18 protein-coding genes are annotated in these 21506 nt (G+C 63.1%); 4 read left to right on the forward strand and 14 right to left on the reverse strand.

Translation table 11 applies throughout. The features are described from left to right. Positions 1 to 98: 98 nt before the first annotated feature. The 12 genes from hypF to KTAU_RS06340 form a co-directional block, all read right to left on the reverse strand. Positions 99 to 2477 carry a carbamoyltransferase HypF gene (gene hypF, locus KTAU_RS06290; RefSeq protein ID WP_151727516.1) on the reverse strand — a complete coding sequence of 793 codons (2379 nt, stop codon included), beginning with the start codon at positions 2475 to 2477 and terminating at the stop codon, positions 99 to 101. Between the two features lie 32 nt (positions 2478 to 2509). Next, entirely contained in the window at positions 2510 to 3214 is a 705-nt protein-coding gene (gene hypB / locus KTAU_RS06295; protein ID WP_151727517.1) for a hydrogenase nickel incorporation protein HypB, read from the reverse strand. Between the two features lie 12 nt (positions 3215 to 3226). Then, a complete protein-coding gene (locus KTAU_RS06300) occupies positions 3227 to 3613 on the reverse strand; it encodes a hydrogenase maturation nickel metallochaperone HypA/HybF (RefSeq protein WP_151727518.1) in 387 nt (128 codons plus the stop codon). 105 nt (positions 3614 to 3718) lie between these two features. Beyond that, positions 3719 to 3823 carry a DUF6893 family small protein gene (locus KTAU_RS22325; RefSeq protein ID WP_371875054.1) on the reverse strand — a complete coding sequence of 35 codons (105 nt, stop codon included), beginning with the start codon at positions 3821 to 3823 and terminating at the stop codon, positions 3719 to 3721. 54 nt (positions 3824 to 3877) lie between these two features. After that, the gene (locus KTAU_RS06305) at positions 3878 to 4480 is read right to left on the reverse strand and encodes a hydrogenase maturation protease (RefSeq protein ID WP_151727519.1); all 603 of its coding nucleotides are present in this window, start codon (positions 4478 to 4480) and stop codon (positions 3878 to 3880) included. A gap of 7 nt (positions 4481 to 4487) precedes the next feature. Next, positions 4488 to 4829, reverse strand: a complete 342-nt coding sequence (locus KTAU_RS06310) for a hypothetical protein (RefSeq protein ID WP_151727520.1) — start codon at positions 4827 to 4829, stop codon at positions 4488 to 4490. Continuing rightward, positions 4826 to 5899, reverse strand: a complete 1074-nt coding sequence (locus tag KTAU_RS06315) for a hypothetical protein (protein WP_151727521.1) — start codon at positions 5897 to 5899, stop codon at positions 4826 to 4828. Before KTAU_RS06315 ends, KTAU_RS06310 begins: the two co-directional genes overlap by 4 nt. Further along, complete coding sequence (locus KTAU_RS06320) at positions 5896 to 6558, reverse strand: DUF6084 family protein (RefSeq protein WP_228026332.1); 663 nt, start codon at positions 6556 to 6558, stop codon at positions 5896 to 5898. Before KTAU_RS06320 ends, KTAU_RS06315 begins: the two co-directional genes overlap by 4 nt. Further along, positions 6542 to 7336: a DUF5947 family protein gene (locus KTAU_RS06325; protein WP_228026333.1), complete on the reverse strand. Its 795-nt coding sequence runs from the start codon at positions 7334 to 7336 to the stop codon at positions 6542 to 6544. Before KTAU_RS06325 ends, KTAU_RS06320 begins: the two co-directional genes overlap by 17 nt. A gap of 6 nt (positions 7337 to 7342) precedes the next feature. Continuing rightward, positions 7343 to 8002: a NifU family protein gene (locus KTAU_RS06330; protein WP_151727522.1), complete on the reverse strand. Its 660-nt coding sequence runs from the start codon at positions 8000 to 8002 to the stop codon at positions 7343 to 7345. Positions 8003 to 8071: 69 nt separating this feature from the next. Then, entirely contained in the window at positions 8072 to 9868 is a 1797-nt protein-coding gene (locus KTAU_RS06335; RefSeq protein WP_151727523.1) for a nickel-dependent hydrogenase large subunit, read from the reverse strand. Positions 9869 to 10063: 195 nt separating this feature from the next. After that, positions 10064 to 11092, reverse strand: coding sequence for an NADH-quinone oxidoreductase subunit B family protein (locus KTAU_RS06340; protein WP_151727524.1), 1029 nt, complete (start codon positions 11090 to 11092; stop codon positions 10064 to 10066). Positions 11093 to 12285: 1193 nt separating this feature from the next. Between KTAU_RS06340 and KTAU_RS06345 the strand changes: the two genes are divergently transcribed. Next, positions 12286 to 13041, forward strand: coding sequence for an FG-GAP repeat domain-containing protein (locus KTAU_RS06345; RefSeq protein WP_151727525.1), 756 nt, complete (start codon positions 12286 to 12288; stop codon positions 13039 to 13041). Between the two features lie 132 nt (positions 13042 to 13173). On the opposite strand, the gene KTAU_RS06350 is transcribed toward KTAU_RS06345, so the two are convergent. Continuing rightward, positions 13174 to 14115: a deoxyribonuclease IV gene (locus KTAU_RS06350; protein ID WP_151727526.1), complete on the reverse strand. Its 942-nt coding sequence runs from the start codon at positions 14113 to 14115 to the stop codon at positions 13174 to 13176. A gap of 87 nt (positions 14116 to 14202) precedes the next feature. Then, positions 14203 to 14925 carry an SMC-Scp complex subunit ScpB gene (gene scpB, locus KTAU_RS06355; RefSeq protein WP_151727527.1) on the reverse strand — a complete coding sequence of 241 codons (723 nt, stop codon included), beginning with the start codon at positions 14923 to 14925 and terminating at the stop codon, positions 14203 to 14205. Between the two features lie 253 nt (positions 14926 to 15178). On the opposite strand from scpB, the gene clpB reads away from it, so the two are divergent. The 3 genes from clpB to KTAU_RS06370 all read left to right on the forward strand — a co-directional run bounded on the left by clpB (position 15179) and on the right by KTAU_RS06370 (position 21400). Continuing rightward, positions 15179 to 17785, forward strand: a complete 2607-nt coding sequence (gene clpB / locus KTAU_RS06360; protein WP_151727528.1) for an ATP-dependent chaperone ClpB — start codon at positions 15179 to 15181, stop codon at positions 17783 to 17785. 129 nt (positions 17786 to 17914) lie between these two features. Next, positions 17915 to 19279, forward strand: a complete 1365-nt coding sequence (locus KTAU_RS06365) for a helix-turn-helix transcriptional regulator (protein ID WP_151727529.1) — start codon at positions 17915 to 17917, stop codon at positions 19277 to 19279. Between the two features lie 282 nt (positions 19280 to 19561). Next, a complete protein-coding gene (locus KTAU_RS06370) occupies positions 19562 to 21400 on the forward strand; it encodes a methyl-accepting chemotaxis protein (RefSeq protein WP_170293092.1) in 1839 nt (612 codons plus the stop codon). The last annotated feature ends 106 nt before the right edge of the window (positions 21401 to 21506 follow it).

Genomic DNA, 21506 nt, shown 5'->3' on the forward strand with positions numbered 1-21506 from the left:
TTTCTCTAGTCTCCTTCTGCTGCGAAGCACACTATGTCCGGCAAGATGCGCGGCAGCTCCTTTACTGAACAACCAGGGCCTGGTTCTGGTCCACATTCTCACGAGATAAGATCAGGCTCTCCCTTCCGGCCTGCTGCCGCCAGGCGGGCCGCGGCCACTGCCAGCTGTCCCAGACTGAGACCGCCGTCGTTCGGGGGCACACGGCGATTGAGATAGACCGCGAAGCCGCTGGCTTCTAGCTCAGCGACGAGGGTTTCCAGCAGCAGGCGGTTCTGAAAGACGCCGCCGCTGAGGGCAACCTGGGAGAGGCCGCAGACCTCCCTGATGCGCTGACAGAGGTCGACGAATATGGCCACCAGCGAGCGGTGGAAGCGGCGCGCAAGACGTGCTCTTTCGTAGCCATGCTGGAGGTCCTCGACCAGGGCTGAGAGCAACGGGGAGACATCGATCTGGAGCGGCCCCTGACCCGAGCGGAGCAGGGCGTAGGGATAGGGCGGCTGCTCGTCGGGCGGCACACTGCTGGCCAGCATCTCCAGCTCGATGGCCGCCTGGCCTTCATAGAGCACCTCGTCGCGCAGGCCGAGGATGGCGGCGACGGCATCGAAGAGGCGCCCCAGGCTGGAGGTCAGTGGCGAGTTGAGGCCGCGCTCGATCATCTGCGTGAGAATGCGCCAGGTGCTGCGATCGAGACGCCGCGTGAGAGGAATGTCCAGGGTCAAGAAGCGCTCGCCGTACGCCCGCGCCAGATAGACCGCCGCCATGCGCCACGGCTGGCGAACGGCCTGCTCTCCCCCCGGAAGCGGCACATAGGCCAGATGGGCCAGACGCTCGAAGCCGCAGAGATCGGCCAGCAGGATCTCACAGCCCCAAATGGCCCCGTCGGTACCGTAGCCCGTGCCGTCGGCGGCAATGCCAATGACTGGCCCGCTCAGGCCATGCTCAGCCAACACGCTGGCAATGTGGGCATGATGGTGTTGGACACCGATGCGTTGCTCGATGTCACTGTCCAGCGCGTACCTGGTCGCCAGATAGTCGGGATGCAGATCATAGGCCACGACCTCGGGTACAATGTCAAAGAGGCGCTGGAAATGGCGGATGCCCTCGCGGAAGGAGGCCAGGGTCTCCAGGTTCTCTAGATCGCCGATGTGGTGCCCGACAAACGCCTGGCGCCCTTTACCCAGACAGAAGGTGTTTTTGAGATGGCCCCCGCAGGCCAACAGCGGACGCGGCAGATCAAAGGCCAGCGTGATCGGCTCGGGCACATACCCCCGCGAGCGGCGGAAGAGCTGCTCGCCTCCAGCCACCAGGCGCGTGACCGAGTCGTCGCAGCGCATGTGGATGACGCGGTTGTGGCTGAGCATGCCATCCGCGATGCCGGCCAGACGCTGACGGGCCTCGTCGTCGCGGTAGGCAATCGGCTCCTCGCTGTGGTTGCCGCTGGTCATCACCAGCACCGGCGGGCGATCAGCGGGAATGAGCCGGGCAAAGGCGTGCAGCAGGAGATGATGGAGCGGCGTGTAGGGAAGCATCAGACCCAGGGTCCGGTAGCCTGGGGCCACTTCGGGCGCCACTGGGCAGGCGGGACGCTGCTCGAGCAGGACAATGGGCCGGCGCGGCGATTGCAGCAGGGCGGCCTCGCCCTCGCTGACGAAGCAGAGGCGCCGCGCTGTCTCCAGATCGGGCACCATGAGGGCGAACGGCTTGGCTTCGCGATGCTTGCGCCGCCGTAGCCGCTGGACAGCCACGGCGTTGAGGGCGTCACAAGCCAGATGATAGCCGCCCAGACCCTTGATGGCCAGAATCGCCCCCCGGACCAGCTGCTGAGCCACCTGCTCGATAGGGGTCGCCTCCTCGACCTCCGCGCCGCTGGCCGAGAGCACCAGCTCCCCCTCAGCCCACAGCTCCAGACGAACCTGCGGCCCACACTGCGGGCAGGCATTAGGTTGAGCATGAAAGCGCCGATTGGCCGGGTTCTCATACTCAGCGCGGCAGGCAGGACACATGGCGAAGACGCGCATGGTCGTCTGCTCACGATCGTAGGGAACATCCTGGATGATGGTGAAGCGCGGCCCGCAGTTGGTGCAATTAATGAAAGGATAGCGATAGCGACGATCAGCGGGATCAAATAACTCGCGCAGGCAATCAGAGCAGGTGGCCATATCGGGGGAGATCAGCGCAGCACGCTCGCTGCTCTCCCGGCTCTCTGCGATCACAAAGGTCGTCTCCTGCCGCAGCGGAAGCGGTTCAACGGTCACGCTCTCGATACGCGCCAGCGGCGGTGCTTCCATTTGCAGTCGCTCGCGGAATTGGGCGAGTGCCTCCGCCGGCCCTTCGATCTCGATGGTGACACCGCGACTATCGTTGCGCACGAAGCCAGCCAGGTGGAGACGCTGGGCCAGTGCATAGACGAAGGGGCGAAAGCCCACCCCCTGCACAATGCCTTTCACGGTGAGACGCTGCCGCAGTCGTGCTGGCATGGTGGCAGGCGCTCCTCCTGACACACGCTCGCTCATGATACTGCGCCTCCCATGGCGTGGGGCGCTTCGCTGACGGCGGCCCCTGAGGACTTGCCAGCGAAGGCCAGCAGCCAGTCACACCAGGTGTCCAGTCCCTCGCCGCTGCGGCAGCTCAGCGCGAAGATTTGCAGCCCTGGGTTGACGGCCAGCGCCTGAGCACGCACGCGTTCGGGATCATAGTCCACGTAGGGCAAGAGATCCAGCTTGTTGAGCACCAGCACCTGGGCAGCGGCAAAGATCTGCGGATACTTGGCTGGCTTCTCATCCCCCTCGGTTGTGCAGACCACCACAACCCGCAGGTCCTCGCCCAGGTCCCAGGCCGCCGGACAGACCAGGTTGCCGATGTTCTCGATGAAGAGCAGGTCGAGCCGCTGCAGATCAAGCGCCTCCAGCGCATCGCGCACCATCTGCGCCTCCAGATGGCAGGCCCCGCGCGTATTGATCTGTACCACCTGGGCCCCGGCGGCCTCCATGCGCTCAGCGTCCAGGCTGGTCTCGATATCTCCCTCGATCACCCCTATGGCCAGCCGCCCACGCAGCCGGGCCACGCTGCGTTCGAGCAGGGTGGTCTTCCCTGCCCCTGGACCGCTCATCAGGTTGATGCAGCGCACGCCAGCCGCCGCCAGCCGTTGGCGCACCTCTGCCGCAACCTCCTCATTGGCCGCCAGGATATGTCTGGCAATGGTCACTCTGGGCATAGCTACCGCTCCTCATCCGTTATGCGCCTGCTCGTGGCCTCCCTGCTGGGTGTCAGCCCCAACCTCCATGTCGAGGATCTGCAACTCGGTGCCCGAGAGAATGCGCGTGGACCAGGTGCCACAGGCGGGACAGCGCGCGATGAAGTCCTCGACGGCAAAAGAACTGGCACATGGCTCGCACCAGGCCCGATGCGGGCTGATCTCGATCGCCAGCCGCGCCTCGGCCAGGACGGGCGAGAGCGAAGCCAGCATGGCAAAGGCCGCTTGCAGGGCCTCCACCAGGACCCCGCTGGCTTCGCCCACGCGCAGATGCACCGTCCGCACCCGCTGTACACCGCACTCCTCCGCCCTGGCCTCTACCACCTCGATAATGCTCTCAGCAAGCGCTAGCTCATGCATCGCTACCCCCACCTTTCGCCCTCGACCGAACGGGGCCTATGCTGGCTCCGCCCTCTTCTCAGCGCCTGTTCACGCCCGGCGCCACGCACAGCCTCCTTCCTCTCTCTACATCGAGCGAATACGCAAATAACGCTGAATATCAGGGAGTTGCTGTCTGAGCACCAAGAGCAACAGCACCGACACAATGGCGCCTGTGATCCACTTGACCATTAGTACACGCCTCCTTTCAGTCAGTGAGAGCCAAGCTCGTCCGCGAAACGAGGACTATGCAGTCTCAGTCGAATCTGAGCCTTGATAGAGCTGCCTGACCACCGTATCGAGGATGTGCAGGGCGCGTTCGACCGCCGCCTGCACGGGGGGACTGAGCCCCATCTGCAGCTCCTCCTCGATGGTATCTGTTTCCCAAGGGGTTGGCTCGCAGCCGATGAGTAGGGTCGGCACAGCAGGCGCCCCGAGCGCACGGGCATAGGTCAGCACGCGCACCGGGTCGAGGCTGTGCGCCTCCAGGCCCAGCTTGCCAGCAGCCAGATCGGCTGCCTGATCCTCCGGAGGAAGCAGCGGCTTGAGCAGATAGAGCGTTCCCGGGCTGCCACCACGCGGCACCGCATCGATGAGGATCAGCGCCTCGTAGCCGTCAAGAAGCGCATAGGCCAGCTCCAAACCACGAATGCCAAAGTCAATGACCTCAACTCCCGGTGGATAGCGCCCGCGTGCCCGCTGAGCCACCGCGCAGCCGAAACCGTCGTCGCCCAGAAAGATATTGCCAATGCCAGCTACCAGCAGGCGACGCAGCCCGCCGCGGGCTGCCTGCTCGAAAGCGGCTTCGAGAGCCTGCAGTAGTCCCTGCTGGTGCTCATCTCTCTCCATGCCCACCTCATTCCCCCTCCCCGAGCGGCTCCACTTCCTCCGGGAAGAAGAAGAAGCGATGACCTGGTAAGACGCGCTCGTCCCATTGCTCTCTGCCGGGATCATCATCGAGGGTGACCACCAGATAGAGGCGGTTCTCGAAGTCTTGCTGGATGACTTCGACGCGCCCGATCCGTCCCTCTAGCAGCAGATCAAAGGCATCGGCCAGGTGCCCCTGACGCGCTCGCCCCGGACAGAGACGCACACGCGTGCCCGCCCTCACCTGACGTCCCGCGATGATGATCATCTCCGGGGGAGGATAATCCTCACCGGGAAAGGTCCAGCCACGGCTGTCGTCTGTGAGGCTCATGGCTCAGCCTCCCCCAGGGAGCGCAGCCCGCGAATGGTGCCGTGGAGCTGCAGCCACTGCTCCGGCGTCAGGTGCTCGATCTGCTCCAGCACCGCCCGTCCGCGGGCATCGCCACGGCGAATCTGCTCTTTCTCCTCGTCGGTCAGGGTCAAGATACGCAGGGCCAGCAACTCATCGATCTCGGTGCCGTCGAAGAGCGGAGCTGGACTTTCCGGGGCGATCTGCGGATAGTCGTAGAGGATGATCGGCGAGGAGAGCAGGCTGTCACGCTCACCTGGCTCGCCAACCAGCACCGGCCAGGTGCCACGGTTCTGACAGGAAGCAGCCACCTGGCGCAGCTCCTCTGGCGGCTCTATCAGGGAGACAAAGGCGCCTCCTTCTACCTGAAGGATGGTATGCGTCGAGACGCAGGCCGCGAGCAGGGCCTCCTGCGCCCGTAGCTCTGCCGGCTGCTCCACAGGGGTCGTATTCGTAATGGTGACGCGCAGCTTGAAGAGATCCGCGTGCTCGGGCATGGCCTCAGCTGCGATGCTGACCCCCCCGCTTAGCGCGCGCCCCTCGCGCACCACCCTCCTTGATCCACTTGTTGCCTTACTGGCCGGCTCCTCCTCCACCAGGCACCGTGCCGGAAAGGCGAAGGGCAGGCTCCGCTCAGCCTGAAGCAGCTCCCTCAGCGAGAGCGCTGCCGCCCCAACCGTGCGCTCGACGCCTTCCTCCCAGACGCCTTCAAAGGGAGCTTCTGCCCAGATGGGCGCTCCTTCCGGGGGTCGTTCGATCGTCTGCCCTCCTGGGCTTTGCTCATCCTCGCGCCTGCAGCGCATCAGCTGGAGAAAGCGCACCGAGACCGAGAGCTGCGCCTTGCCCCCCCGACCCGGCTCGGCCTCAAGCAGGCACTCCGTCTGCATGCGCCAGGGTTCCACCTCGCCACCCGCTTCGCTGTAAGCGCGCGGATAGAGCACCCCATAGGTCCAGCGCTGCCGGTTCTTGAGGGCGGAGTGACGGTATGGGTAGAGCAGATAGCCCTCATAGAGCACCGCCTCGGCAATGGCCTGGATCTCCTCCAGCTTCATGACTCCCTTTCCTCCTGTTCTGCCGCCTCTAGCAGGCGCAGCACGGTCTCCTCCCAGGTCGGCAGGCCCTGGGCCAGCTTGTAGGCAGAGAGCCGGTCGAAGACCTGGCGCTGCAGACGAAGCCAGGCGCTCCCGGGGTAGAAGCGGGCGATCAGCTCACGCCAGCACTGCAGCGGCAGCCCAAAGGCGGCCTCCTTCGACCAGGAGATCGGAGCGACCTGCAGGCGCCCCTCTTCGCTCTCGTAGAAGACTGTACCGCTGAAGAGGAAGCGCAGCGGGATCACTCCCTCCTCGCCTTCCAGGGCGGCAAAATACTTGGTGCTGACCACCTCGAAATCGTAGGTGCAGGGCACCGCCAGCTCGACCTCGGTACGCTCACCAAAGGCCGGCACCACTGTTCCGGCATGGGTCCAGAGGAGTGGGTGCACGGTTTCACCCCAGCGCTCCGGCTCGCCAAAGACCTCCAGCAAGCGCGCCTGAGCCGTCGGGCTGTAGCGGCGGCGCGTGGCCTCGATCTGGATCTGGACCCGTACGACCACGCTCTGCACCGGCTGCGTGGGCACCCGATTGCTCACCTGCAGCCGGAAGAGCAGCATGGGAGCGGCGGCATAGGCTGGCACCTCTGCGCCCAGAATGGCAAACTCAAGATCCGGTATCATGTTCCCCTTCCCCCAGGTCCGGCGCCGCTCGTCCAGCCGCCGTCGTCACGATCTCGGCCTGCTCCTGCAGCTCGGCGAAAAAGGTCCGCAGCACCTGCTCCACCTCCAGGCCGCCGCTCAGACCGCGCCAGCAGGCGCGGATCAGGCCCGTCAAGCGATAGCAGACATCGATCGGTACCAGATACGTCTCGCGCGCCCCGCGGACGCGATTGACCAGCAGAGCCTCGACATCGGGCAGCAGCTCCCCCAGCAGCGGGTAGCGGGCCACCAGCCCCTGCCAGCCATCGAGATCCAGCAAGGACTCCGTTGCACCCGCCGGCCCGGGATAGAAGGCCAGCATCCGCCCGGCTGGGCTGCTGTAGAAGAGGTAGACCAGGTTCACCGGCAAGCCCAGCGCCTCCCACTCGGCGTCAGTCAGCTCCAGATCGCGCAGCCAGCGATAGCGCTCGGGGATCAGTCGATACTGCCCCTGGCCCGCCTGGCTCCCGGCACGGAAGAGCAGCGCACATGGATCACAGACACAGAGCACCTGACGCCGCTCGGGGGCCAACAGATGGCGATGGGTTGGCAACAGGAGGGCGCTGCACAGCTCGCAGCGCTCCAGGGGGCGGCGCTGCGGCTGGCCTTCGCGCGACACGAAGCGCCGCAGCGCGCCCAACGGGAGCGCCACAGGGGCCTGACCTGGCTGCTGCTCGCCCGGGCGGCCCGCCTCCTCGCGCCAGCTGAGCAGCCCAGGTGCCGACTCGGGACGCCAGCTACCCACGCTCCTCCTGACCATCACCGCTCACTCTCCTCTCAGGCCGGTTCCGGTCTGGGGCGTCGCCACCGCTGCTAGAGATCCACCGCGCCGCCGCGGGACAAAGACCACCGGGAGCGGTGTTCCAGCCCGCGACGGCATCGGCTCCACCGTTCCACCCTCCGCCTCCCCGATCCCCTCAATCTCCAACCCGCATAGATCGGGAGCCGCACGATAGACCGCCTCTTCGATCCTCTGCCGCAGATACTGAAGCGAGGCGGGACAGCCGCCACAGCTCCCGCTCAGGCGCAGCGAGGCCACGCCATCGGCCACACGCAGGAGCGCCAGCTCACCCCCATGTCCGCGCACCACAGGCCGCAGCGCCTCCAGCGCCCGCTCCACCCGCTCCTTGAGCGGGACAGGATGCAGATCATGTAAGAGCAAAAGACCAGCGACCAGCTCATCGCTCGCCAGCAGCTCGAGCAAGCGTGGCCCGGTAGCAGGGGACAACGTGCGCGTGCTCTCCGCCGCCGTTAGCAGCTCCACGATTCGTCGTAGGCCCTCGCCATAGAGCGCCACCAGCGCCCGGACCAGCTCCTCCGCGAAGGCGCGCATCTGGGGATCGGGCAGCTGCTCGATCTCTGCCAGCAAGCGCTCGATCTCGTGAGGCGGTTGCAGCTCTTGACGCGCCTGCATGTCGCCGCTCATGGCCTTCTCCTCCTCCTGAATGAACGCCGCCCGCGTCGGCACGGGCCTCTCAGCCCCTCTACGTTGACGTTACGGCACCCGTCCAAAGGTCGGCGAATGCACCACCTGCAGCTCCTTGCCGTCGCCGAGATACATATGTACCCCACAGGGCAGACACGGGTCGAAGCTGCGCACCGCCCGCATGATATCGATGCCCTTAAACTTGTCGGGACCGTTCTCCTCGAAGATCGGCGTATTCTGCACCGCATCCTCGTAGGGGCCTGGTGTTCCGTAGATATCGCGCACGCTGGCATTCCAGGGCGTCGGCGGATAGGGATGATAGTTGGCAATCTTGCCGTCCTCGATCACCAGATGATGCGAGAGCACCCCGCGCACCGCCTCATGGAAGCCGCAGCCGATCGCCTCCTTGGGCACCGTAAAATCGCTCCACGTCTTCGTGCGGCCCGCGCGGATCTCCGCCAGTGCCTTCTCCACACAATAGAGCGCCACCGCCGCCGCATACGCCTGGAAGTACGAGCGGGCCCGATCACGCTCCAGGGCATTGCTCCACTTGGGGATCTTCCACTCAAACTCGACTTCGGGCTTGAGGGCCGTCTTCGGCAAGCGGATCTTCACACTGTGCCCAGTCGCCTTGATGTAGCCGCCCAGATCGACCAGGCCCGCCAGCGCCGTCACCCACAGGCGCGCCAGCGGCCCCCCACCGGTATCCAGCGCCAGGTACTGCCCCGTGCGCTTATCGTACCAGCGCGGCGACATCACCCAGCTATATTTCCCCTTGAAGTCGCGCTTCTGCGGCTTCGGAATCGTCGTCTGGTTCCAGGGATGGCGCTGATCGACCGGGTTGCCCAGCGGATCACGATCCACAAAGGTCCGCTCGTTCTCCCAGTCCTCGTAGTAGGAGCTGCCCAGCAGAATGCGAATGCCCAGATTGATATCGACCAGGCTCGTCGTCACCAGCTCGCCATCGACTACCACGCCCGGCGTCACGAACATCGCCCGTCCCCACTTCTCCATCGTGCGATAGTCGTAGTCGCAGACCTCGGGGTCCTGGAACGATCCCCAACAGCCCAGCAACACGCGCCGCTGGCCCACCTTCTCGTAGCCCGGCAGGGCCTGATAGAAGAAATCGAAGAGGTCGTCATGCAGCGGCACGACCTTCTTCATAAACTCCACATACTTCATCAGGCGCACCAGATAATCGGTGAAGAGCTGGACCGTCGCCACCGTCCCTACGCCGCCAGGATAGAGCGTCGACGGATGCACATGGCGCCCCTCCATCAAGCAGAACTTCTCGCGCGTCAGGCGACTCATCTGCAGCGCCTCGCGATAGAACTCGCCCGTGAAGGGATTGAGCGCCCGCATAATATCGGCGATCGTGCGATAGCCGTGGTCCTTGGCATGCGGGGCCTCGGTCTTCTGAGCCAGCTCCCAAACGCCCGGATTGGTCTCCCGCACCATCTGCTCGCAGAAATCGACCCCGACCAGGTTCTCCTGGAAGATGTTGTGGTCAAACATGTACTCCGCCGCCTCACCCAGGTTGAGAATCCACTCCCCGAGGGCCGGCGGCTTCACGCCGTAGGCCATATTCTGGGCATACACCGAGCAGGTGGCGTGATTATCCCCGCAGATCCCACAGATGCGGCTGGTGATAAAATGGGCATCGCGCGGGTCCTTGCCCTTCAGGAAAATGCTATAGCCGCGGAAGATCGACGACGTGCTGTAGCACTCCACCACCTGCCGCTTCTTAAAATCGATCTTGGTATAGATCCCCAGGCTGCCGACAATACGCGTAATCGGGTCCCAGGCCATTTCAATGATCTGGCCAGGTTCAGCCGGGGCAGCCTGACGTCGCACCTCAGTGGTCATCGTGCTCTCTCCTTTGCCGAACAGGCACCAGCCAGCAAGAGAGCGGGAACAGCTGCTGATCTCCTGCCGCCGTAAGCAATCGTCCAGACAAGCAAACAAGACGAAGGGAGCAGCACACACCTGCACACAGCAACCTGAGCGAAACAAAGCTCGGGCGCTGTCGCCCGTCAGAGGCGTTGGGCGCTCGTTCCCTCTCTACCAGCGCGGCTGATAGCCGGTCGCCAGCTCGCGGCCCTTACGGCGCCACGAAGGCTCTTTATTGAGTGTTGACTTCGTAATACTGCGCAGCGCCCGAATCGCACCACCATAGGCGCCGGCGATCCCCGTAGACAGCTTGGCGCCAGGTGGCTCATCCATGAAGGGCATAAACTTATCGGGGAAGCCGGGCATCGTACAACCGATACAGATCCCGCCCACATTGGGACAACCACCAATGCCGGCCATCCACCCCCGCTTCGGCACGTTACACTGCACTACCGGACCCCAGCAGCCGAGCTTTACCAGGCATTGGGGAGCGCCATACTCCGTAGCAAAATCGCCTTGTTCATAGTAGCTACCGCGATCGCAGCCCTCATGTACAGTTCTGCAGAAGAGCCAGGTGGGGCGTCCGAGGTCATCAAGGGGGATCATCGGTGCCAGGCCTGCCGCCTGATAGAGCAGATAGAGAAGCGTCTCCATGAAATTGTCCGGTTGCACAGGGCAGCCAGGGACATTGACAATGGGGATGCCAGCCCACGACTTCCAGCCCTGGCCCAGATAGTCGGCCAGGCCCATCGCCCCGGTGGGGTTGCCCTGCATCGCATGGATGCCGCCGTAGGTGGCGCAGGTCCCGATGGCCACCACCGCCCAGGCCTTCGGCGCCAGCCGATCGATCCACTCGCAGGTCGTGATCGGCTGCCCGGTCGCCGGATCGGTACCGAGGGCAGCCCAGTAGCCCTCGCGCTTAATGCGCTCATTGGGGACCGAGCCTTCGACCACCAGCACAAAAGGATCAAGCTCGCCGCGTTCAGCCTGGTACCACCAGGTCATAAAGCTGTCGCCGCCCAGCTCATAGGCGAGGACAGGATTGTGCAAATAGACGCGGGGAAGTCCCGGAATCGCTCCCAGGATCACATCTTCCAGGCTTGGCTGGCTGGCCGCCGTAATCGAGACCGAGTCGCCATCACAGCCCAGGCCCGCGGTGATCCAGACGATGTGGACCGCCTCCACGCGCGTCCTGGTCATAGCGGTGCCTCCTTCAACAAGAGCGCGCCAGTGCTTGCCCTCAGTCAGGACAGTCACTCACTGCCTGATGAACTAACCGGCACGCAGACAAACAACATAGACACACGCACACGATGCCTTCGCTGCCGCTAGATGCAGCGCATCCCGGGCTTCCGTGCTCAACCTAACAAACTAACTCTTTTAGTTACTCCTCTCCTCTCCTCCAGCACCCCTATATTGAGAATAGCGAGCTACCCCAAATCGCGAGCCTCCCCGTCTGGATACCAGGGCAAGCGCACGGCATCGCCAGGGAGAGAGAGGGAGAAAACTTGACGTACCATTCCTGGCAGGCACGGCAGACAAATATCCGTGCAGCGCACCCTCACGAGCATCGACCTGGCTTGAGCCTGGACCAGACCAGCGTCTGCTGCCCCTGTCCCATCTGAGCACTTTGAGCACAAAGCACAAGATACAGCCCCTCTTTTTGCGCCACCACCAGAGTGCCAACAGCACAGAGGAGGAAACCTCTCTCCAGTCAGGCCAGGACTGACAGCGCACTCTCTTCCTACCTTCCCAGCAGGCTGCCAGGCAAGGAGAGCGAAGGGCAGCGCTGGTCACCAGGGCAACAAGACAAGCGGCAAGGCCTAGTAGGAGAAAGCTCAGCCCGAACTCATTGGGCCCAGCTTACAGATAGCATGAAGGGCGCACACTACAGCGACGAAGTAGTTAAAGCACCAACAAAGGAGCGGATAAGGGGTTCCGATGTAAACAGCACAGCCGGAAAGCCCTCAGCCGGTCCGTCGTCCCACCTCATGAGCACAAGACGCGCTAACGATACGACGTGCAGGGACCAGCTCTTCCCTGAGAGCACTGAATGCTTCCTTGTTCTAATAAGGCTCGCGATAGACACTTCCGCTCAGGGATGGACTTTGGCTTCTTCAGAAGAATTGTTGAGGTTCACGTCTGGTAAGCAACCCGAGACACAATCAACTATAGCATAGACAAATCAAGAGAGTCAAGTCTGAATCCCTGCAAAGCAGACATTGGCGCTGCAACGCAGCTGCACCTGTCTCACATTGTTATACGTTGTTTCACGCCAGGCAACATCTAAGATTTTCCTACCGGGGGACTTGACAAACGAACGGTGATAGCCTTAGTATATAGAACATGCATTCTAGGCCCATATGGGCCGGCGAAAAAGGGGAAAATACTCCATGACGATACAGCTTCGTCAGCCGCCCGGGGTGACCAGAAGGAGGCAGGTCATCACCGGGGAGGAGGAGGATGATGCCATCTACCTTACGCCGCGGCTGCCGAGCAGCACACGCCGCTATCAGCCCCTGCCACCCGCCAACGCGGACGTGGCTGGTCCGCTGAGTGGCATTACTGGTCCGCAGCCGGCGATTTTCATCCAGCGGAGGCGTGCCAGTAGCCAGATGAGGCCGGAATATGGCACGACCTCCAAGGCCGTGGTGCCCGAGGGGCTGCGCACAGTAGCCCCGACGCGCATCAAGGCCCGGCGCACGGGTCGCTCCTGGGTCCTGCGCAGCTTTCTTCTGGGCCTCCTGTTCATCGCCCTGCTCGGCCTGGGCCTGGCTTATCTCGGCTCCTGGTGGCAGCTTCACCAGGAAGATGTCCAGTTTGGGCGCCCACGCACCTGGCAGATGGACGCTGTAGTTGGGCACAACGATAGCCCAAGTCATCCCACCCACTTTGTCTTTATCAATCTCAATCGACATGTTGAGATCATTGAATTTCCTGGTGGGGATGGCAACAACGCGCGCGTCTACAATGGCCCGGTGCTCTTCGGCCCCAATCAGGACCTGGTCCCGATTACCGCCGAGGTCCGCGATGTGAACGGAGACGGTCGGCCAGACCTGATCGTCCATATCGGCGAGCAGCGCCTTGTATTGCTAAACGATGGCAATACCTTCCGCCCGACTACCGCCGCCGATCACATCTCCTTCTGAGCCGGGCGTCGGCCACAAGCTGTGACGCCTGTGGCTTTCCGATTTCCAAGCCTTCAGTGGAGGACAGGAGCGGGATTCCGCACGCGTCTACCCTGCAGGGAGTCGCTTGTACGAACCTCGCTCCTGTCCTCTTTACTCCGCTGACTGAGACGCTCCTACTCCTTCGCTCGCCCGCTCCCGCCCCAGCCGCGGAGAAGCCTGGCTGCTGCCAAGAGCACGCAGGCTCTTCACATACTGTAGATGCGCTCGATCATGTTCCCAGTCCTCGCGGTCCTGCTCATCGCGCTTGATGGGCGTTTCCAGCACCACCGTCAAGCCGGACAGGCGGGTATCGTTGAGCAGGGCCTGCAGTCCCTCCACAGGAATCTGCCCCTCGCCTACTCGCGCATGGACATCGCGATGACTGCCCAATGGCTGCCGACTGTCGTTGAAATGCAGCACTTTGAGCCGCGAGAGACCGACCAGCTCGCTGAAGCGCTGCAGGACCGCCTCCACACCGGCGGGTGAGCCGATATCGTAGCCAGCGCCCCACAGATGGGCCGTATCCAGGCAGATTCCCAGCCGCTCCTGCTCCTCTGGTAGGAGCGCCAGCACGGTGGCCAGCTCCTCGAAGCGCTGCCCCAGTGTATGGCCGGCTCCGACGTCGTTTTCGAGCAAGAGGCGCACCTCCGAGGGAGCCTCGGCCAGGACCCGGCCCAAGGCTTCCTTCAGGCGGGCAATGCCCAGCTCGATGCCAGCTCCCCGGTGGCTGCCAATGTGCACTACTACATCGGAGGCTCCGAGCAGAGCCGCCCGCTGCAGCGTCCAGGAGAGGAGCCTGATCGAGGGCAGCCAGACCTCCTCACGCGGCGAGGCAAGATTAATCAGATAGGGTGCATGGATAACGAGCGGCGCCAGACCTCGCGCTCGCGCGGCCTGAGCAAACTCCAGTGCTGCCTCTTCTCCGCCAGTCGGCGGCTTCCAGCCCGTGGGGTTGCTGGCAAAGAGCTGAATGGTCTCACAGCCCAGGAAAGAGGCTATCTCCAGCGCCCGCAGCGGTCTACCGTTGAGCGGCATATGTCGCCCTATTCTCATGGTGCTCTCTACTCCACGTCCGCATGATTGCACGACCTGGGCCGGCTGGCACGTGGCTCCTCCTGCTCGTCAGGGCCAGGAGGAAGCTCAGGGAGTCGCTTCCGGTGCAGGATGGCCCTCTGCCGCCCCGGGCGTCTGCCCGCCCTGACCAGCCAGTGAGGCAGAGCCTTCGCTCAAGGGCAGCCGTTCTTGCAGAGCCTGAACGGCGCGTTGGACATCAGGTAGCCCATCGATATGAGGCAACTCCTCCAGGCTCGTCAGCCCAAACTGCTGCAGAAATTCCGGCGTCGTCGCAAAAAGAGCCGGATGTCCTACCGTCGGGGCCCGGCCCACTTCAGCAACTAGCCCATGTTGGATCAGACTGGCCAAAGCTCGATCGCTATTCACTCCGCGAATGGCCTCGATCTGCGCGCGTGTAATCGGCTGGCGATAGCAGATCACTGCCAGTGTTTCCAGAGCTGCCGGCGTCAGTTTAGCAGTTAAGGGCAGGCCCAACAGTGCCGCCACATAGCGCGCATTCTCAGGTGCCGTTACCAGCTGCACCTGAGTGCCCAGACGCTGCAAGCGCAGCCCACGTCGTTGCTCTTCCAAGATATGTGCCAGCGCCCGCAAACCCGCCTGCAGCTCCTCCTCGCTGACAGCCAAGACCTTGCGCAGCTCGTTCTGCTCCAGCGGTCGCCCCGCTACAAAGAGCAGGCTTTCGATCGCCGAGGCAACGCGCGCCTCATCTCCCTGCAACGCCTGTGGCAGTGCCGCCACTTCTGTCGTGCCGTTCGGCGCCTCCGCGCTCACCTCGTCCTGCCTCCGCATAGTGGGTGAGTGATTGCTGACTAGTTGATTGACTTGACTGACCTGAGCGCCGCGCTCGCCTCCCCCCGCTGAGAAGAGAGAGACGGCGCGGCCATTATACCATAGCCCTTCCTCCCAGCATAGCCGGCAATTTCGGCCCTCCCGACCCAACTTTGATAATGATCCACTCAAATCTTCTTGCAATGAGTCACTCAATGTGGTATAGTAACAAACAAGGTAAGACGTTTGCAAACAGGGGGAGACCACAAGAGCCATGAAGTTAGAGCGCTTAACCGAGAAGGCCCGTGAGGCCATTACGGATGCCTCAGAATTAGCGCGGAGCTACAACCATAGCCAGATTGAGCCAGAGCATCTGCTCTATGCCCTGCTAGAGCAGCAAGGGGGCATTACGAGCGAGGTTATTCAGAAGGCCGGGGGTGACCTGGCAGCAGCGCGGCGGGTAGTACGCAACGAGCTGGAGCGTATGCCGCGCGTCTATGGTGGCAGCGAGCCAGGTATTTCGCCGCAGCTGCGGCGGGTCCTGGAAGAGGCCTGGCGCCAGATGAGCAGTTTCAAGGACGAGTATCTAAGTGTCGAGCATTTGCTGCTGGCGCTGTTTGAGGTCGGTGGTGAGACTATTCAGCGCGCCTTCCGCGCTGCTGGGGTGACGCGCGATACGACGCTGCGCGCGTTGAGCGCGATTCGTGGTGCGCAGCGTGTAACGGATGAGAATCCCGAAGGGAAGTATCAGGCCCTGGAGAAATACGGGCGCAATCTGACGGCCCTGGCAGCTCAGGGTAAGCTTGATCCGGTGATTGGGCGCGATGAGGAGATCCGCCGCGTGATCCAGGTACTCAGCCGACGCACGAAGAATAATCCGGTGCTGATCGGCGATCCCGGCGTGGGTAAGACAGCCATTGTCGAGGGCCTGGCTCAGCGCATTGTGCGCGGCGATGTGCCCAAGACGCTCAAAGATAAACAGATTATCGCTCTCGATTTGGGCGCGCTGATCGCAGGCGCCAAGTACCGCGGCGAGTTCGAGGAGCGCCTGAAGGCGGTCCTGCGCGAGATCCAGAATTCCGAGGGACGCATCATTCTCTTTATCGACGAGCTACATACGCTGGTTGGGGCTGGCGCCGCTGAGGGGGCGATGGACGCCTCGAATATGCTCAAGCCTCTGCTGGCCCGCGGTGAGCTGCACTGCATCGGCGCAACGACGCTCGATGAGTATCGTAAATATATTGAGAAAGACGCTGCCCTTGAGCGCCGCTTCCAGCCAATCATGGTCGAGGAGCCGTCGGTCGAGGATACGATCAGTATCCTGCGCGGCTTGAAGCAGCGCTATGAGGTCCATCACGGCGTCCGCATCCAGGATAGTGCTCTGGTGGCGGCGGCAGTGCTGTCGAAGCGCTATATCAGCGACCGCTTCTTGCCGGATAAGGCCATCGATCTGATCGATGAGGCAGCCAGCCGGCGCCGCGTGGAGCTGGATAGCACGCCGAGCGAGATCGACGCGCTAGAGCGCCGCATCCGTCAGCTCCAGGTGGAGCATGAGGCCCTGAAAAAGGAGACCGACCCGGCCAGCCGTGAGCGACGCGAGCGTGTGGAGCAGGAGATCGCCAATCTGAATGAGCAGCTACATAGTCTGCGCCTCTCGCTGGAGCGCGAGCGGGAGCCGGTGGAGACGCTGCGCCGTCTGAAGACGGAGCTAGAAGAGGCTCAGGTGGCTCTGGAGCGGGCCGAGCGCGAGTATAACCTGGAGGAGCAGGCCCGCTTGCGCTATGGAGTCATTCCAGAGCTGGAGCGCCGCATCCACGAGATGGAGGGGAAGCTGAGTGAAATTCAGGGAGCGCGGATGCTGAAGGAGGAGGTCGACGCCGAAGATATCGCCGAGATTGTCTCGAAGTGGACACATATCCCGGTTGCCCGATTGATGGAGGGCGAGGTCCAGAAGCTGCTGAAGATGGAGGAGCGCCTGCGGGAGCGCGTGGTTGGCCAGGACCATGCGCTGCGCGCGGTCTCGGACGCCATTCGCCGGGCGCGTGCCGGCCTGCAGGACCCCAACCGTCCGCTGGCCAGCTTCCTCTTTCTGGGTCCGACTGGCGTCGGCAAGACGGAGCTGGCCCGCGCTCTGGCGGAGTTCCTCTTCGATAATGAGCAGGCGCTGGTGCGCATCGACATGTCGGAGTACATGGAGAAGCATAGTGTCTCGCGTCTGATCGGTGCTCCGCCGGGCTATGTCGGCTATGAGGAGGGCGGCCAGTTGACGGAGGCCGTGCGCCGCCATCCTTACAGTGTGGTGCTCTTCGATGAGATCGAGAAGGCAGCGCCTGATGTTTTCAATGTCTTGCTACAGCTGCTCGACGATGGTCGTCTGACCGACGGCCAGGGCCGCACCGTGGACTTCAAGAACACGGTCATCATTATGACGAGCAACGTGGGCACCACCTGGCTGCCCGAGCTCGAGGGTCTCGATGAGGAGGAGGCCCAGCGGCAGGTCCGCCAGCGCCTGCGCGAGGAGGGCTTCCGCCCAGAGTTCATCAACCGGATCGACGAGATTGTGATCTTCCATCCGCTGACGCCTGAGCGGATTAAGGAGATCGTGGATATCCAGATCAATCGCCTGCGTCCGCGCCTGGCCGAGCGCCATATCAGCTTGCAGCTGAGCGAGGCGGCCCGTGAGCTGCTGGCAAGCGAGGGATACGATCCTCATTTCGGTGCCCGCCCGCTCAAGCGGGTGATTCAGCGCGAGGTCGAAAATCGCCTGGCCCGTGCGCTGCTGGATGGGACGATTCGCGAGGGCGATACGGTACGGATCGACGCCCGCGATGGCCAGATTGTGATCGAGCCAGTGCGGGCGGCGGCCCAGGCCCAGGCCTGAGGCAATCCAGACCACTAGCAAGGCTTGCTTGTCCGCCTGTATTGCTTGCTTGAGGCCAGCCGGACCGACGTGCCAGCACCAGCCTCAGAGGCCGGCTGGCTTCCCTTATTTTCAGGAGAGTGCTGACCGATGCTACCAGTAGATAGCACCCACGCCGTCGGGCGCAACGAAGGTTTGCTTGAGGCGCTCAGTACGATCGTTTTGCAGCTGCGAGCTTTGCGCACGCTGGTGACCGAGCCTCTTGCCCCTGAGCAGCTTTCCAGCCTGGCTCAGGGCCTGGCACTAGTAGAGGAAGAGGTTACAATCTTGCTGACCGAGCTGCGCCTCGCCAGCGAGACCCCGAGCGACGGGGAGCCGGCGCAACAGACGGAGAGGCTGGCGGAAGCGCTGGAGCGATTGGTGGAGGAGCGCGCCGAAGCCCTTGGGGCCGCCAGCCGGGTCCAGGTGACCGGCGAGATGCGGCAGCTGGACCCCTCGGCAGCAGTCCTGCTTTACCGCCTGACGCGCGCGGCCCTCGCTATGGTGGCCTATCATCGCGCCGTCCGCCATCTGCGCTTGACCTTGCACTATGGCCGCGAGAGGCTGGAGTTGACCCTGAGCGATGACGGCACCCTTGACGAGGCCGGCACGGTTGTGGCAGCACCTCCATTTGCGCCGGCTATCCCTGATCAGGAGGCCCTGAGCCAGCAGCTGCATGCTCTGGGCGGCAGCCTGACGATCAGCAACGAGCCAGGCCAGGATCACCGGATCAGTTTCAGTCTGCCCTACAGGCGTCCGCCTGGCTCTAGCCCTGGCCCGCTCTTGCCCGCCGGAGGAGCGGAAACATCCCCTCAGAGCCTGCGCCTGCTGGTGGTCGCTGCACAACCCGTGATGCGCGCCGGTCTACGTCGTCTGCTAGAGAGCTACCCCGATCTGCAGGTCATCGGCGAGGCCGCCAGTGGCATCCAGGCTAGCGGCGAAGCCCTGGAACTGGGTCCACAGGTGGTACTGCTCGATCTTCCTTTGCCCGACGAGCAAGAAGTAGAAATCTTGCGTCAAATGAAGCAGCTGAGTCCCGATACCCATATTCTTGTGCTCTCTGCCTCCAGTCGCCCCGAGCACCTTTCAGCAGCGCTGCGGGCCGGAGCCGACGGCTATCTGCTCAGGGAAGTAGCCCCTGACGAGCTGGTCCAGGCCATCCGTACGGTGGCCCGGGGAGAGACCGTGGTTCAGCCTCAACTGGCGGCGCGCCTGCTGACGCGCCTCAGCCAGGGAGAGGTAAGCCCTATCTCCAGCTCACTGACAGCTCGCGAACGTCAGGTTCTGCTGCTGCTGGCTCGCGGCCTGCGCAACAAAGAAATCGCGCGTCGCCTGCAGGTCAGCGAGCGCACAGTGAGTTTCCATCTGGCCAATATCTATCAGAAGCTGCAGGTCTCGGGACGCACCGAGGCCCTCAGTCGAGCTATAGAGGAGGGCCTGCTCCCACTCGACGCCCTGGCATCCGCCGAATCTTGAGAGCAAGAGAAGAGCTGAGCAAGCGCCGCTCTGAGGTGGCCCGGTTGGCCGCCGGCAGGCCCGGATTCCTCAAAACGAGATCTTCTTCAAACCATCTTCCCACCCACCTTGTACTCTTGCATGAGAATATGCTATCCTCACCCTAAGACTGGAGGCGACTTTTTAGCGCGGCATGGGAGTCCTTTTCGCCCACCGGAAGCACAGGAGGCAAGACCGGCTGCCTCGCTTTTTGCCGCCAGGCCAGACCGCGCGGGCCGCACTGGAAAGGAATACGATGCTGGCATGGCAGAGAGAAAACAGCAGAATTGGTTTATTCCCCTGCGTGTACGCCTGCGCAGCGGCAACGAGCCGACACGCCAGGAACGGAGCGTTCATCACGAGACTAACCATGCACGGAGTAGGGCTGCTATGACTACCTTCCCCTCGCTCAATACCTCAGCGGAGCGCGAACGCTTCGCCTCACGACCTCAGTCCGCCGTACCTGCAGCAGTGCCCGCCACCAGCCCCGCCAGCGCGACCGGTACGGCCAGTCCTGCGACAACCCAGGAGCAGGCGCTTTATACGCGCCAGGTCAAGGAGCTGATCCGCCTGGGCAACATGCTGCGCGCTGAGCTGGGCCTGGAGGAGGTGCTCCAGCAGATTGCCGCTTCGATCACCGCCTGCACTGGCTTCCGCAGCGCCGTGATTAAGCTGCTGCAGGAGAATAGCGAGTACCTGAAAGCTGTAGCCTTCGCCGGCATCTCCGCCGAGGACCAGCGTCGCCTTATCGAGCATCCAATGCGGGTGGAGCAGATGCTGCGCCAGATGAGACCAGAGTTCCGCATCAGCCAGAGCTACTTTATTTCACATGAGCATATCCATGAGTTTGCTGATGTCACCCTGGTCGGCAATATGCCACTCAGCGACTATCAGCCCGGTGGCTGGCACCCGCTCGATATGCTGATTGTGCCGCTCTACAGTCCGCGCAAGAGGCAGCTGGTTGGCTTTATCTCTCTCGACGAGCCGGAGGATGGCCAGATCCCGACGCTGGAGCGCATCGAGATCCTCGAACTCTTTGCCAACCAGGCGGCCATTGCGATCGACAACGCTCAGGTCTTCGCTCAGCAAGAGGCCGAACATCGCTCCTTGCAGGAGGCTATTGCCGCTCTGCGCGCCGATCTGGAGCCGCTCAGTCGCGGCGATCTGCGGGTCCGACTACAAGCTCGCCATGCTTCCCTGGAGCCGGTGGTGGTGGTACTCAATACGTTGATCGAGCAGCTCCATGCTATTGTCTCCGACCTCCAGAAAAGCACACGCACACTCGATGACTACACTCACGGCCTGCAGCGAAGCGCCGAGCTGCTGGTGCGCGACGCCGATCAACAGGAGCGCCAGGTCTATCATCTCTCCCACGAGGTCGATCAGCTGACGACCCTGATCCGCCAGCTGGGTGAACACGCCGCCAGGCTAACGCAGATGACCTCGGAGGCCCTGGACGTGACGGCCAAAGGACAGGAGACGGTGGATCGTGCCGTGGAAGGTATCCGGCAGGTGCGCGAGGCGACCATGCAGTCTGCCCGCCTCATGAAACGACTGAGCGAGAGCGGTCAGGAGATTAACGAAACGGTGACGGCCATTACTGATCTGACGGCCAGCATGAATCTGCTGGCGCTCAACGCGGCTATCGAGGCCGTGCGTGCCAGCGAGTACGGTCAGGGCTTCGCGGTGATCGCCCAGGAGATTCGAACCCTGGCGGTGCGCAGTGCCGAAGCGGCGCGCAAGGTTGCTACCCACATCCGTACGGTGCAGCACGAGACAACGGCCATTTCCCAGAGCGTGGAGCGCAATACGCAGCAGGTGATCACTCAGACCGATCTGGTCACCCAGACCGGCATTGAACTGGATGCCATTCTGACAGTGGCTGAGCAGATCGCCGATCTGGCCGATGTGATCCATGTCGATACGGAACGCCAGAGCAAAAGCTCGCAGCTGGCTGTCGCTTCCATAGGGGAAATGTCGCGAATGAGCGCGGAACTCAACGAGCATCTGCAGCACAGCAAACAGGCCGTTGATGCCATGGTCAGTCTAACCGAGAGCCTGCGCCGACGCCTGGCACCGTTCAAGGTGCAAGAAGAGCTGTGAAGGCGTCAGACTGCCTGTTTCGGCGGCGGTCGCGTCACAGTGCGTCGCTCTCCAGATGGGGAAGAGGCTCGCCAGGCCAGGCTTGTAGAACGCAGGCTACGCGCTC

It is taken from the genome of Thermogemmatispora aurantia, from assembly GCF_008974285.1.
Taxonomy (GTDB): domain Bacteria; phylum Chloroflexota; class Ktedonobacteria; order Ktedonobacterales; family Ktedonobacteraceae; genus Thermogemmatispora; species Thermogemmatispora aurantia.

Excerpts from the sequence above, each read along its gene's own strand:
- KTAU_RS06350 (WP_151727526.1), bottom strand. The coding sequence starts at position 14,115 with ATGAGAATAGGGCGACATATGCCGCTCAACGGTAGACCGCTGCGGGCG.
- KTAU_RS06325 (WP_228026333.1), bottom strand. The coding sequence starts at position 7,336 with ATGGTCAGGAGGAGCGTGGGTAGCTGGCGTCCCGAGTCGGCACCTGGG.
- hypB (WP_151727517.1), bottom strand. The coding sequence starts at position 3,214 with ATGCCCAGAGTGACCATTGCCAGACATATCCTGGCGGCCAATGAGGAG.
- KTAU_RS06320 (WP_228026332.1), bottom strand. The coding sequence starts at position 6,558 with ATGATACCGGATCTTGAGTTTGCCATTCTGGGCGCAGAGGTGCCAGCC.
- KTAU_RS06340 (WP_151727524.1), bottom strand. The coding sequence starts at position 11,092 with ATGACCAGGACGCGCGTGGAGGCGGTCCACATCGTCTGGATCACCGCG.
- scpB (WP_151727527.1), bottom strand. The coding sequence starts at position 14,925 with ATGCGGAGGCAGGACGAGGTGAGCGCGGAGGCGCCGAACGGCACGACA.
- KTAU_RS06370 (WP_170293092.1), top strand. The coding sequence starts at position 19,562 with ATGGCAGAGAGAAAACAGCAGAATTGGTTTATTCCCCTGCGTGTACGC.
- clpB (WP_151727528.1), top strand. The coding sequence starts at position 15,179 with ATGAAGTTAGAGCGCTTAACCGAGAAGGCCCGTGAGGCCATTACGGAT.
- KTAU_RS06315 (WP_151727521.1), bottom strand. The coding sequence starts at position 5,899 with ATGAAGCTGGAGGAGATCCAGGCCATTGCCGAGGCGGTGCTCTATGAG.
- KTAU_RS06345 (WP_151727525.1), top strand. The coding sequence starts at position 12,286 with ATGACGATACAGCTTCGTCAGCCGCCCGGGGTGACCAGAAGGAGGCAG.
- KTAU_RS06365 (WP_151727529.1), top strand. The coding sequence starts at position 17,915 with ATGCTACCAGTAGATAGCACCCACGCCGTCGGGCGCAACGAAGGTTTG.
- KTAU_RS06330 (WP_151727522.1), bottom strand. The coding sequence starts at position 8,002 with ATGAGCGGCGACATGCAGGCGCGTCAAGAGCTGCAACCGCCTCACGAG.
- KTAU_RS06335 (WP_151727523.1), bottom strand. The coding sequence starts at position 9,868 with ATGACCACTGAGGTGCGACGTCAGGCTGCCCCGGCTGAACCTGGCCAG.
- hypF (WP_151727516.1), bottom strand. The coding sequence starts at position 2,477 with ATGCCAGCACGACTGCGGCAGCGTCTCACCGTGAAAGGCATTGTGCAG.
- KTAU_RS22325 (WP_371875054.1), bottom strand. The coding sequence starts at position 3,823 with ATGGTCAAGTGGATCACAGGCGCCATTGTGTCGGTGCTGTTGCTCTTG.
- KTAU_RS06305 (WP_151727519.1), bottom strand. The coding sequence starts at position 4,480 with ATGGAGAGAGATGAGCACCAGCAGGGACTACTGCAGGCTCTCGAAGCC.
- KTAU_RS06300 (WP_151727518.1), bottom strand. The coding sequence starts at position 3,613 with ATGCATGAGCTAGCGCTTGCTGAGAGCATTATCGAGGTGGTAGAGGCC.
- KTAU_RS06310 (WP_151727520.1), bottom strand. The coding sequence starts at position 4,829 with ATGAGCCTCACAGACGACAGCCGTGGCTGGACCTTTCCCGGTGAGGAT.